Source organism: Caballeronia zhejiangensis, from assembly GCF_022879815.1.
Taxonomy (GTDB): Bacteria; Pseudomonadota; Gammaproteobacteria; order Burkholderiales; family Burkholderiaceae; genus Caballeronia; species Caballeronia zhejiangensis.
Genome location: NZ_CP084286.1, coordinates 458,475 through 471,035, shown reverse-complemented (window position 1 = coordinate 471,035; position 12,561 = coordinate 458,475). Strand labels below are relative to the sequence as shown.

At 65.0% G+C, this 12,561-nt stretch carries 10 protein-coding genes; 6 read left to right on the top strand and 4 right to left on the bottom strand.

The genetic code is table 11. The features are described 5' to 3' along the window. Positions 1 to 56: 56 nt before the first annotated feature. Positions 57 to 824, bottom strand: coding sequence for a DeoR/GlpR family DNA-binding transcription regulator (locus LDZ23_RS28325; protein ID WP_008346095.1), 768 nt, complete (start codon positions 822 to 824; stop codon positions 57 to 59). Between the two features lie 224 nt (positions 825 to 1,048). On the opposite strand from LDZ23_RS28325, the gene glpK reads away from it, so the two are divergent. Together glpK and LDZ23_RS28315 are read left to right on the top strand one after the other, a co-directional pair. Continuing rightward, positions 1,049 to 2,572 (top strand): glycerol kinase GlpK, encoded by a 1,524-nt coding sequence (glpK, locus tag LDZ23_RS28320; protein ID WP_008346094.1) that lies wholly within the window; start codon positions 1,049 to 1,051, stop codon positions 2,570 to 2,572. A gap of 1 nt (position 2,573) precedes the next feature. Continuing rightward, positions 2,574 to 4,136 (top strand): glycerol-3-phosphate dehydrogenase/oxidase, encoded by a 1,563-nt coding sequence (locus LDZ23_RS28315; protein ID WP_008346093.1) that lies wholly within the window; start codon positions 2,574 to 2,576, stop codon positions 4,134 to 4,136. Positions 4,137 to 4,147: 11 nt separating this feature from the next. Here LDZ23_RS28315 and LDZ23_RS28310 read toward each other — a convergent pair whose 3' ends face one another. Genes LDZ23_RS28310 through LDZ23_RS28300 form a run of 3 tightly spaced genes read right to left on the bottom strand, consistent with a single transcriptional unit; the run spans position 4,148 to position 9,095 of the window. Then, positions 4,148 to 5,338, bottom strand: a complete 1,191-nt coding sequence (locus LDZ23_RS28310) for a porin (protein WP_008346091.1) — start codon at positions 5,336 to 5,338, stop codon at positions 4,148 to 4,150. A 31-nt stretch (positions 5,339 to 5,369) separates the two neighbouring features. Next, entirely contained in the window at positions 5,370 to 7,784 is a 2,415-nt protein-coding gene (locus LDZ23_RS28305) for a glycoside hydrolase family 31 protein (protein ID WP_008346089.1), read from the bottom strand. A 24-nt stretch (positions 7,785 to 7,808) separates the two neighbouring features. After that, positions 7,809 to 9,095: an MFS transporter gene (locus LDZ23_RS28300; protein WP_008346087.1), complete on the bottom strand. Its 1,287-nt coding sequence runs from the start codon at positions 9,093 to 9,095 to the stop codon at positions 7,809 to 7,811. A gap of 303 nt (positions 9,096 to 9,398) precedes the next feature. Between LDZ23_RS28300 and LDZ23_RS28295 the strand changes: the two genes are divergently transcribed. From LDZ23_RS28295 to LDZ23_RS28280, 4 genes are all read left to right on the top strand, one after another. After that, positions 9,399 to 9,797, top strand: coding sequence for a VOC family protein (locus tag LDZ23_RS28295; RefSeq protein WP_008346085.1), 399 nt, complete (start codon positions 9,399 to 9,401; stop codon positions 9,795 to 9,797). A 73-nt stretch (positions 9,798 to 9,870) separates the two neighbouring features. Continuing rightward, positions 9,871 to 10,512, top strand: coding sequence for a twin-arginine translocation signal domain-containing protein (locus LDZ23_RS28290; RefSeq protein ID WP_008346083.1), 642 nt, complete (start codon positions 9,871 to 9,873; stop codon positions 10,510 to 10,512). Between the two features lie 36 nt (positions 10,513 to 10,548). Beyond that, positions 10,549 to 12,132, top strand: a complete 1,584-nt coding sequence (locus LDZ23_RS28285; RefSeq protein WP_008346081.1) for a GMC family oxidoreductase — start codon at positions 10,549 to 10,551, stop codon at positions 12,130 to 12,132. A gap of 90 nt (positions 12,133 to 12,222) precedes the next feature. Continuing rightward, the gene (locus tag LDZ23_RS28280; protein ID WP_033536923.1) at positions 12,223 to 12,552 is read left to right on the top strand and encodes a ribbon-helix-helix domain-containing protein; all 330 of its coding nucleotides are present in this window, start codon (positions 12,223 to 12,225) and stop codon (positions 12,550 to 12,552) included. Positions 12,553 to 12,561: the final 9 nt, after the last annotated feature.

The following is a 12,561-nucleotide window of genomic DNA, read 5'->3' as shown; positions in this document are numbered from 1 at the left end:
GATTGTAGTGTCCGCGACGCTGCGGACGACAAGGACGGTTCGCCGATCGCGTCGCCTTAATCCGCGACATGCACGGCGACATCGGCGAGACTTTCCGCGATCCATTCGGGCGGCGGGGCGTCGGTGAAGAGCGCGTCGATCTGGCTGAGATGCCCGAGTTTCACGAGCGCGGCGCGGCCGAACTTCGAATGATCCGCAACGAGAAACACCGTGCGCGACTGCTCGATGATCGCCTGCGCCACGCGCACTTCCGCGATGTCGAAGTCCCGGAGCGTGCCGTCTTCCTCGATGCTCGAAATGCCGATGATCCCGAAGTCCACCTTGAACATCCGGATGAAGTCGACGGCCTGCTCGCCCACGACGCCCTTGTCGCGCGCGCGCACTTTGCCGCCCGCGACCATCAGGTCCGCGTCGGACTCGTCCGCGAGAATGTTCGCCACGTTCAGGTTATTCGTGATGACGCGCAGGCCCGTATGCTGGCGCAGCGCGCGCGCCACTTCCTCGGTCGTCGTGCCGAGATTGATGAAGAGCGTCGCGTGATTCGGAATCTCCGCCGCGACCCGCCTCGCGATGCGACGCTTCTCGTCGAGAAACATCTGCTGACGCGCCGTGTACGCGGCGTTCTCGGAGCTCGTCAGCGCGCTCGCGCCGCCGTGATATCGGCGCAGCAGGTTCCGATCGGACAGCCAGTTGACGTCGCGCCGGATCGTCTGCGGTGTGACGTCGAATTGCGCCGCGAGGTCTTCGATGGTCGCGAAGCCGTCTCGGGCGACGCGATCCAGCAGCGCGCGCTGCCTGCCGTTCAGTGCTTGGTCGGATGTCATCGAAAGCTGCTCGGAATCGCAAAAAAATGAAAATTATCGGATGCGCGCAGTGTACGACGAAAGCCGCCGCCGACCAACGCCGGCTCTGAAATTGCCGGTTCACATGCGCTCGAACAGTGCGTCCGCCATCTTTCCGTCGACGCCACGCGATGCTACGATGGTTGAAAACGAATATTCAGATTCGTATTCGAACATTCTCCGAACCGGCTGTCTGGAGTGGCCGCATGAGCCAGCGACGTTTTATCCTTGCCCTCGACCAGGGCACGACCAGTTCCCGCGCGATGCTGTTCGCCCATTCGGGCAGCGTGATAGCGAGCGCGCAGCGGGAGTTCGCGCAGCATTATCCGCAGCCGGGGCGGGTCGAGCACGATCCCGCCGACATCTGGCAGTCGCAACTCGCCGTCGCTCACGAAGCGATGCAGAAGGCCGGCGCGCGGGCTTCGGATATCGCCGCCATCGGCATCGCCAATCAGCGCGAAACCACGCTGCTCTGGGACCGGCAAACGGGCGCGCCCGTCGGACCCGCGATCGTCTGGCAGGACCGCCGCACCGCCGCGCATTGCGCCCGTCTGATCGAATCCGGCGCGGAATCGCTCATCGAAGAAAAGACGGGCTTGCGCATCGATCCATACTTTTCCGCGACCAAGCTCGCGTGGCTGCTCGACAGCGCGCCCGGCCTGCGCGCGCGCGCGTGCCGCGGCGAATTGGCGTTCGGCACCGTCGATAGCTGGCTCCTCTGGCAACTGAGCGCAGGCCGCCGCCACGTAACCGATGTATCGAATGCCGCGCGCACCGCGCTCTTCGACATCCGCGCAGGCGCATGGGACGACGAGCTGCTGGCGCTCTTCGATATCCCGCGCGCCGTGCTTCCCGAAGTCGTGGCATCGAGCGGAGCGATCGCCCATACCGACGCCGCGTTGTTCGGCGCGCCGATTCCGATCACAGGCGTCGCCGGCGACCAGCAGGCCGCGACCTTCGGGCAGGGCTGCGTCGAGCCGGGCCTCGTCAAGAATACCTACGGCACCGGCCTTTTCATGCTGATGAACACAGGCGCGCAGCCGGTCGCATCGCGGCATCGGCTGTTGACCACGATCGGCTGGGAATTCGGCGGGCAGCGCACCTACGCGCTGGAAGGCGCGGTTTTCATGGGCGGCGCGATCGTCCAGTGGCTGCGCGACGGTCTCGGGTTCATCGAAAGCGCGGCGGAAATCAGCGCGCTCGCCGCGCAATGTTCGTCGAGCGAAGGCGTCGTGCTCGCGCCCGCATTCGCGGGTCTGGGCGCGCCGTATTGGGATCCCTACGCGCGCGGCACGCTGCTCGGCATGACGCGCGGGACGAATCGCGCGCATATCGCGCGGGCCGCGCTCGAAGCCATCGCGTTCCAGACGGTCGATGTCCTCGACGCGATGGAAGCCGATGCCGGCATCGCCGTGAGCGAGCTGCGCGCGGACGGCGGCGCGTCGCAGAGCGACCTGCTGATGCAGATTCAGGCCGATCTGCTCGGCCGTCCCGTCGTGCGCCCGAGCGTCACGGAATCGACCGCGCTCGGCGCGGCCTGCCTCGCCGGACTCGGATCGGGCTTCTGGTCGAGCCGCGACGAAATCGCGAGCGCGTGGCCGCCCGCGCGCCGGTTCGAACCCGCGATGGCGTCGGCGGAACGCGCGATGCACATCGAGCGCTGGCATCGCGCGATCGATCGCGCCCGCGCCTGGGAACATCCCGCCGAAGAACCGCTTTCCACGGTCTGACATGAAAACGAACATGCCATCCGGACGCGCGGCGCTCTTGCGCGAAACAGATCAGACGCCGTTCTTCGATGTCGTCGTGATCGGCGGCGGCGCGAGCGGTCTCGGCACGGCCGTCGATGCGGCGTCGCGCGGTTATCGGACCTTGCTGCTCGAAGCGCGCGACTTCGCGAAGGGCACATCGAGCAAGGCCACCAAGCTCGTGCACGGCGGCGTGCGCTATCTCGCGCAGGGCAACATCCCGCTCGTTCGCGAAGCGTTGCGAGAGCGCGGACTGCTCGCGCGCAATGCGTCGCATCTCGTGCACGCGCTCGGTTTCATCGTTCCCGCGTACCGGCTCGGCGACAAGCTGACGTACGGCGCGGGCCTCAAGATCTACGACTGGCTCGCGGGCTCGCTCAACCTGCGCGCGAGCCGCAGCCTCGATCTCGCCGAAACCCGCGCGAAATCGCCGATGCTCGCCGAATCGCTGCACGGTCACGCGCTGCGCGGCGGCACGCTTTATTTCGACGGCCAGTTCGACGACGCGCGTCTCGCCATCACGCTGATGCGCACGCTCTTCGATCTCGGTGGCGTCGCGCTGAACAATGCGGCGGTGCGCGGCGTGCAGTTCGATCGCGCGGCGGGGCGTCATCGGCTGGAGGTGGAGGACGTCGAAAGCGGCGACCGGTTCGCGGTGAACGCGTGCTGCGTCGTCAATGCGACGGGCGTCTGGGTCGATTCGATCCGCGCGATGGCCGAGCCCGGCGCGCGCCCGATCGTCGCGCCGAGCCAGGGCGTGCATCTGACCTTGCCCGGCCGCTTCCTGCGCAGCGATAGCGCGATCCTCGTGCCCAAGACGCAGGACGGGCGCGTGCTGTTCATCGTGCCGTGGCACGGTCACGCGATAGTCGGTACGACCGACACGCCGCGTCACGACTTGCCGCTTGATCCGCGCGCGAGCGACGAGGACATCGATTTCATTCTCGCGACGGCTGCCGATTATCTGTCCGTCAAGCCGACGCGCGACGATGTCCTGAGCGTATGGGCGGGGCTGCGTCCGCTCGTGAAGAGTGACGGCGCGGCATCGACCGCGTCGTTGTCGCGCGAACATACCATCGAAATGAACGCGACCGGCATGATCACCGTGACGGGCGGCAAGTGGACCACGTACCGTCTGATGGCGCAGCAGGTGATCGATCTCGCCGTCTCGAAGCAACTGCTGAGCGCTGCGCCGTGCCGAACGGCGTCGTTGCCGCTGCATGGATCGACGGCGGAGCAACACGGCTACTACGGTTCCGATGGGGCAATCATCGATCGTCTGCCGGGCGCGCAAAACGTTCTGGTGAAGGCGAGCGGCCTGACCGAGGCGCAGACGCGCTTCGCGGCGCGGGCCGAACTCGCGCGCTGTGTCGAGGATGTGCTCGCGCGGCGCAATCGCGCGTTGTTTCTCGATGCCGCCGCCGCCCGCGATGCCGCGCCCGAAGTCGCCAGAATCATGGCCGAAGAACTCGGGCACGGCGCGCAATGGCAAGCGGAAGAAATCGCGCGTTTCGATGCGTTCGCGCGAACCTGGATGCTGTCGTAGCGGCGCGTCGATCAGAACGCGTGCCGGATGCCGACCATCGCGACGAACTGCGACGGTCCCGACGAAGGCGACGCGTTCTGCGAATCGCCGACGACCGCCACGGCATTCGCAATCGCCACGCCGCCCGTTCCGCCCGACGCGATGAGCGACTGACCCCGCGCGTGCTGATACGCCTGCAGCGCATAGAACGTAGTGCGCGCCGACAGGCTGTACGTTTCCTCGAACGAAATCTGGTGATACTGCGCCGCATCGCCGATGCCGTTGGCCCTGCTCGCGCGCGTGTAGCTGTAGCCCGCCGCGACATTCACCGCGGGTGTGAACCGGTAAGTGGCGATGGCGCCGTAGCTGTTGAACACGGCTTCATCGGCGAAAAGCGAGCGCGAGCCCGGCGCATAGTGCACGTTGGAATAGTTGAGGCCGAGCATCAGATCGTTGTACGTGTAGCGCGCCGCCGCCGCGATCAGTTGCGCGCTTTGTGCGCTCGCGTAGCCGTTGTTCACCGGCGAGTTGATCGCGAAGCTCCCGAGCGCCGGGCTGGTCGCGATGTCTTTCAGCTTCACGTAGCCCGCCGCGATCGCGAAAGGCTTGTAGTCGTAGCGAAGCGCGGCACTGAAGTTGCTGCCGCTCGCGATGCTGCCCGGCACGCCGCCGAGCGCGTATTGCACGCTGAACGCGAGACCCGCGATCACCGGCGACGCATACGTGACCGCGTTGTTGAAGCGCAGGGTGGTGTCGAGGGCATCGACGTCGCCGGGATGCGCGCCGGTCGCGCCGGTCAGCACGCCCGTCGGTCCGAGCGCGCCGACCATGCTGAAGTAAGGCGTGTACTGGCGGCCGAGCGTCAGCGTGCCGTAACGCTCGTGGCTCAAGCCCGCATAGGCTTGACGATTGAACATCGCGTTTGCGCTGGCTTGCGCGCCCGTCAGCGAATTGAAGCCGCTTTCGAGCCGGAAGATCGCCTTCGTGCCGCCGCCGAGGTCTTCCGCGCCGAGAAGCCCGAACTTGCTCGCCTGCAGATTGCCCTGGCTCATGTAGACGTTGGACTGCCCGCGCTGGTTGCTGACATACGCGAACGCGTTATCGACGACGCCGTAGAGCGTGACGCTGCTTTGGGCCGTCGCCGTGCCGCTGAACAGGGCGACGGCGAGAGAAATGAACGTGAGGACGCCTGCGCGCGTCCGTGCGCGATTCAAGGACTTCATTGCTGATTACTTTCCCGTGAAGTGTTGAGGCTCAGTCTGCAAGACGCAGCGTGATATGACGCCAGCCGTCCGCGATGCGCTCGCCGGCCAGCTCGCCCGTCGCGCAGGTCGCGACGCGCGTATCCGATGCGGGCACGCTCACGCGGACTTCGTTCTGTACGCGTGGCATCGCGCCGTGGCGTTCTATCGCGATGCGCAGGCTTCGCGCATCGCTTTCGATGACGACGCGCCAGCGCCCGTGCACGCCGTCGCGCCACGCTTCGGATTCGCCGTCGTCTTCGATGCAATCGCCGCGCGCGACGCCGGCGCCCGCGCAAGGCAACGCGATGAACGCGCGTTCATCGGCGGGACGCGCGAAGTGCTGCTCCGCGATGTTCAGCGGAATCACATGGCCTTCGCGGATCAACATGACGGGGCGATCGTGCGGCGCGGGCAGCGTGACCGTTTGGCCGCCGTCGAAGACTTCGCCGCTCCAGTAGGACGACCAGCGCGCGCCCTTCGGCAGATGGATGCGTCGCTCGCTTTGCGCCGCCTCGACGACCGGCGCGACGAGCAGCGACGAGCCGAGCATCATGTCGTCGCCGTCTTCGAGGCAGAGCGGATCGTCGGGGAATTCGGCGAACATCGGACGGAGCACCGGTTCGTACGCGCGATGCGATCGCCACAGCAGTTGGTACAGGTACGGAATCAGCCGGTAACGCAGCTTGATGAGACCGGCGATGAGATGGGTAGTTTGCGGATACATCCAAGGCTCGTTGACGGTGCCGTCGTCGTTCCATGAGTGGATGGAAAAGCGCGGCAGAAAGATGCCGAACGCGACCCAGCGCGACAGCAGTTCAGGATCCGGCGCGGGCCCCGCGAAGCCGCCGATGTCATGTCCGCTGTTCGACACGCCCGACATCGCGAGACCGAGGCCCATCTTGAGATTGAAGCGCAGCGTGTCCCACGACGTGTAGTTGTCGCCCGACCACGTCTGCACATATCGATGCATGCCGACGCCGCCCGAGCGCGATACGAGAAACGGCCGCACGCCGGGCGCATGTTCGCGCTGCGCGTCGCGCGAGGCGCGCATCATCAGTTGCGTCTGCAGGACCTTGGCCTCGCGCGCCGGAAACGGCTCGCCGAAGCCGCGCGCGATTGCATCCGCGCTCCAGATTTCGAACTCGTTGTTGTCGTTCCACGTCGCGGCGATGCCGTGCGCGAGCAGGCTTTCCTTCACGCGCGCTTTCCACCAGTCGATGGTCCGCGGATTCGTGAAGTCGAGATACGCGCCGACTTCGTCCCAGAACTGCACCCACGCCGGTTCGCCGTCGCGCGTTTCGATCAGGAGACCGGCATCGGCGACGGAATCGAACAGCGGGTGATCCCGCAGCAGACACGGCTTGATGTTCGGACACAGCCGCACGCCTTCGCGCAGATAGCTCGTCACGAAACCGTCGATATCGGGAAACTTGTCGCGATTCCAGTTGAACACGTAGCGCTTGCCGCCAATCGACGTATAGCCCGACGAAAGATGGAACGAATCGCACAGGATGTCGTGCTCGCGGCATCGGTCGATGAATTCGGCCATGCGCTTTTGCGCGTCGGGGGCGTCGGTGTAGCTCATCGTCGAGCCGGAGTAGCCGAGGCCCCACTTCGGCATCCACGCGGGACGACCCGTCAGCCATGTAAAGCGGCGCACGGCGTGAAGCGGCGTGTCGGGCGACGCGATGAAGTAATAGTCGAGATCGCCGTGCTCCGCGATGAAGTGCCGATAGTGCCCGTGATAGTTGTCGAGCTCGCGGCCCATGTCGAAGCGGCAATCGGCGAGCGTGTCGTAGAAGAGACCGAAGCCCGTCGATGTCTCCGGCTGCCACGTCACGTAGAACGGAATGTGCTTGTAGAGCGGATCGGTCGTGCGGGCGTTGTAGCCCATCGCATCGACGTTGCGCATCTCGTAGCTTTGATTCGCGCGGTCGAGCGAACCCGCGCGTTCGCCGAGTCCCACGTACATTTCGCCCGGCTTGCGCGCGATGTAGTGATACACGCGCTCGTCCCACCAGCCGAAGTTGTACGCCTGCGTCTTGCGATCGTTCATGACGTGATGCCACTGGCGGTCGCGCACGATTTGCCACGAGCAGAAGCCGCCGTCGAGCGCAATCGTCAAGCGGATCATCGCTGTCTCGATGACGACGTGTTGGTCATCGTCCGACATCGTGAACGGTGCGCTCGCGAAGCCGCTCGTATCGTAGCGGTCGCGTCCTTCGAGCGGCACGTCGTCCTGTCCGGGCGCGATCGCCCAGGTGCGCGGCCCGCGCAGTTCGCCGTGCGGCAAGACCAGCACGCGGATGATGTCATCGGCGAGGACGAACAGTTCGATGCCCGCGCCATCGGCGGAACTCAGCGCGACGCGGTTGTCCGTTCGCTCCGAAATCGCGAAACGCGGACGATTCTTCAAGTTGGCCATGATGTGTCTCCCGTTCATTCGATCTCAGGCGGCCCGATGCGCCGCGCCGGGCGGATTCGCGTCGCTCGTCACGCCGCGCATCAGCACGACGAGCAGCGCCGCGCCGATCAGGTCGAACGCGCCGAGCGCGGCGAAGAGCGGCGTGAAGCCCACCGAATCCGCGAGCGCGCCGACGACGAGCGAAAAGCCCAGTCCGCCGATCCACGCCGCCATGCCCGCGAAGCCCGCGGCGGTGCCGACTTCGCCGGGCTCGAAGACATCGGCGGCGAGCGTGTTGACGAGCGCCGAGATCATCTGATGCGCGAAGCCGCCGACGCAGAACAGCGCGATGGCTTCATACGGCGACGCGACGAGCCCGATGCACGCGGGCCCGATCATCATGAACGCGCCGAGCACGACGCCCGCGATGCGCGACGCGATGAGCGGCACGCGGAAACGCTTCATCAGAAACGGCGAAAGATAGCCGCCGAACAGCCCGCCGAGATCGGCGGCGAGAAACGGCAGCCACGCGAACATGGCGATCTGCTTGAGGTCCATGTGACGCTCGGTCGCGAGATAGAGCGGAATCCAGAAGCTGAAGGTTTGCCACGCGGGTTCGGCGAAAAAGCGCGCCTGCGCGATGGCCCAGAAGCGGCGCGTGCCGAGCACTTCGCGGATGCGGCGTTGCTCGCCCGGGCGGTTCGTCACGGGCGTTTGCCCTTCGATGATCGCGTTCTTCTCCTGCTCGCCGATCTTCGGATGCTCGCGCGGCCCGCGATACAGCCAGTACCAGAACGCGGCCCAGACGAAGCCCATCGCGCCGGTCACGACGAACGCGCTTTGCCATCCGTAGCGCAGCGAAAGAAAGACGACGAGCGGCGGCGCGAACAGCGAGCCGAGCGACGTCCCGGCGTTGAAGTAGCCGACCGCGACCGACTTCTCGCGATTCGGAAACCATTCGGCGACGACCTTCATCCCCGCCGGAATCGCGACGGCTTCCGAGAGGCCCATGAGTCCGCGCAGCGCCGCGAGCGACACCCAGCCGCCGGCGAGCGCGTGCGCCATGCCGGTCGCGGACCAGAGGCACGCGAACAGCGCGAAGCCGAGCCGCAGCCCGATTACATCGATGATAAGTCCGCACACCGGCTGCATGATCGTATAGCCGACCTGAAACGCGGCGACGACATAGGAATACTGCTGCGTGCTCATGTTCATGAGCGTTTTCAGCTCGGCGGCCATGACGCCGAGCGCGTTGCGCGAAAGATAGTTGACGATCGTGCCCGCGCAGACGAGCGCGATGATCCACCAGCGCAAGCCGATGACTGTTTTCAAGATTGAGTCTCCGTTGTTCTCGACGGGCGATGAGCGGCGGCGCGCCGTGCCCTTTCTGTTCGGCTATCGCGATGATCGAATTCGAACGTTCGGCATCGAAAAGCCGGTTCAATCCTACTCTCGGCGACCGAAATTTATCTCAATTGCGACAAATAGTTTCGTTTCAGCGTTCGGATGTTCGTTTTCGATCATGTGGCGTCGAGCCAATGCGCAAGCCCCGGGCAAACGCCTACGCCCGATTTAACCGGCCATTACCCTTTGCGCGCGCGGCTTCCTAAACTTCACTAAAAAGGGGAGGCTCTCATGTCAAAGCTCATTCACACGATGATTCGCGTGCAGGACCTGCAACGCTCGCTCGATTTCTACGAGAAGGCTTTCGATCTCGGCGTCGCGCACCGGCTGGACTTTCCGGACTTCACGCTCGCCTATCTGCGCAACGACGAAACCAACGCCGAGCTCGAACTCACCTGGAACAAGGGACGCGCCGAGCCATACACACATGGCGACGGCTACGGCCACGTCGCGGTGAGCGTGCCGGATGCGAAGGCGGAGCGCGAGCGTCTGATCGGCCTCGGTCTCTCACCCAACGACGTGCGCGAATTCAAGAACGACGACGGCTCGCTCATCGCGCGTTACTTCTTCATTCAGGATCCGGACGGCTACAAGATCGAGGTTCTCGAACGGCATGGACATTACGAATAGTCAGATAGTCAGCGGCATCACGCGGGACCACACACATAAATAAGCTGTTGCAGTGCCCCACAAGGAGAGAGACATGCGAGACACGATCATCCCGATCGTCGCGCAGCGGCGCGCGCACGACGGTGAAGAGCATCACGACCACGACGACATCGCCGCGCCACCGAACATCGCACTGACGCGACGCGAATTTCTGCGCGGCACCGGCGTGCTGGTCGGCACCATCGCGGCGACCTCGATCTTCGCGAGCCTCGCGCCGAGCCGCGTCTGGGCGCTCGAAATGCAGGGGCTCGACACGCATCAGGGCGAAGTGCTGCTGCAAGTCACGCGACAGATCTATCCGCACGCAACACTCGATGACGCCGTCTACGCGCTCGTCGTCAAGGATCTCGACGCCAAGGCGAAAGCCGATCCCGCCGTGCGCCAGCAACTCGCCGACGGCGTCGCGCAGCTCGACGCCAAAGCCGGCTCCGACTGGACGAGGCGCGGCGCGAACGACAAGGCGCAGGACGTCGCCGCGCTCGCGGGCACGCCGTTCTTCAACACCGTACGCAGCACGGCCGTCGTGTCCCTGTACAGCAACGCGCTGGCGTATCAGCACTTCGGCTATGGCGCATCGAAGGGCGATGGCGGCTATCTCTATCAGGGTTTCAACAACCTGTCATGGCTGCCCGATCCGCCTCTCGCGAACAGCGGTCCGATTCCGAAAGACAGCTAACCCATTCGAGCGATCCGATGGAAAACGGAGACAGACATGTACACGGACAACAAGGTGCAGTTCAGGCACAACGACGATCACGTCGTGGTGATCATCGGATCGGGCGCGGGCGGCGGGACGCTCGCCAACGAACTCGCGCAGAAGGGCGTCGACGTGGTCGTGCTCGAAGCAGGCGCGATGCACACGCAAGGCGATTTCGCGACGGAAGAGTGGAGCGCGTTCAAGCAGCTTTCATGGCTCGACAATCGCACGACATCGGGCAACTGGCGCGTCGCGAAAGATTTCCCCAACCTGCCCGCGTGGATCTGCAAGACCGTGGGCGGCACGACGGTCCACTGGGCGGGCGCGAGCCTGCGCATTCAGCCGCACGAGTTCAAGGCCAAGACGACTTACGGCGACGTGCAGGGCGCCAATCTGCTCGACTGGCCGGTGACGCGCGCGGAGCTCGATCCCTACTACGACCGCGCCGAAAAGAAGATGGGCGTCACGCGCACGAACGGCAATCCGGGCCTGCCGGGCAACAACAACTTCAAAGTGATGTCGGCGGGCGCGGCGAAGCTCGGCTACAAGGAGTGCAACACCGGCCATATGGCGATCAACAGCACGGTCCGCGACGATCGCACGCACTGCTTTCAGCGCGGCTTCTGCTTTCAGGGCTGCCGCATGGGCGCGAAGTGGTCGACGCTCTATACCGAACTGCCGCGCGCGCAGGCGACGGGCCGCATGGAATTGCGCCCGCAATCGCATGTCGTGAAGATCGAGCACGATGCGCGCGGCAAGGCGACGGGCGTCGTCTATTACGACAAGGACGGCAAGCTGCAACGGCAGAGGGCGCGCGTCGTCGCGGTGGCGGGCAATGCGATCGAGACGCCGCGGCTCCTGCTCAACTCGCAGTCGAGCAAGTTCCCCGATGGCCTCGCGAACGGCTCGGGCCAGGTCGGCCGCAACTACATGCGGCACACGACAGGCTCGGTCTACGGCGTGTTCAACGACAAGGTCGAGATGTTCAAGGGCACGACGATGGCCGGCATCATCGAGGATGAATCCGTGTTCGATCCGAAGCGCGGCTTCGCGGGCGGCTATCACATGGAGACGCTTTCGCTCGGGCTGCCCTTCTATGCGGCGTTTCTCGATCCCGGCTCGTGGGGGCCGAACTTCGCGGCGGCGATGGATCAGTATCAGTACACGGCGGGCATGTGGATCGTCGGCGAGGACATGCCGCGCGAACAGAACCGCATCACGCTCAACACCGACGTGAAGGATCAGTACGGCTTGCCGGTGCCGAACGTCCACTTCGACGATCATCCGAATGACGAAGCGATGCGCCAGCACGCGTACAAGCAGGGCAGCGCGGTGTACGAAGCGGCGGGCGCGAAGGCGACGTATCTCGTGCCGCCGTATCCGTCGACGCACAATCTCGGCACCGCGCGCATGAGCGCGAAAGCCGCCGACGGCGTCTGCAATTCGCATGGCCAGACGCACGAAGTGGCGAACCTGTTCATCTCCGATGGCAGCCAGTTCACGACGGGCGCGGCGGAAAACCCGACGCTCACGATCGTCACGCTGGCGATCCGTCAGGCCGACTACATCGCCGGCCAGATGAAGCAGCGCAGGGTTTGACGTGATTGCCGATGATTGCGTAGCGGAATAGTTTGTTCGGTCGGCCGTCGTGCGACGAGCATGGCGGCCCGTTTCCTGGAGATCAACGTCATGTGTCGGGTGTACATCAACGCCGATCCGATCCTCTATGAATCGCGCACGCGTTCGCTGCGCATTCATGGTGTGATCACTACCGTCCGGCTCGAAAATCTCTTCTGGGACGTGCTGCACGAAATCGCCGGGCGCGAAAATCTCACGACGAGCCAGTTCGCCGTCAAGCTCTACGACGAACTGATCGCGCTGCGCGGCGAAGCGCCGACCAACTTCGCGTCGTTTCTGCGCGTGTGCTGTTTGCGCTATCTGTCGATGCGCGAGGCGAAGCAGGCGGCCGAAGGCGAGGCGGCGGGCGCGGTGGCCCTGCGTGTGCTGAAAGCGGGCTAGTTCGACGCA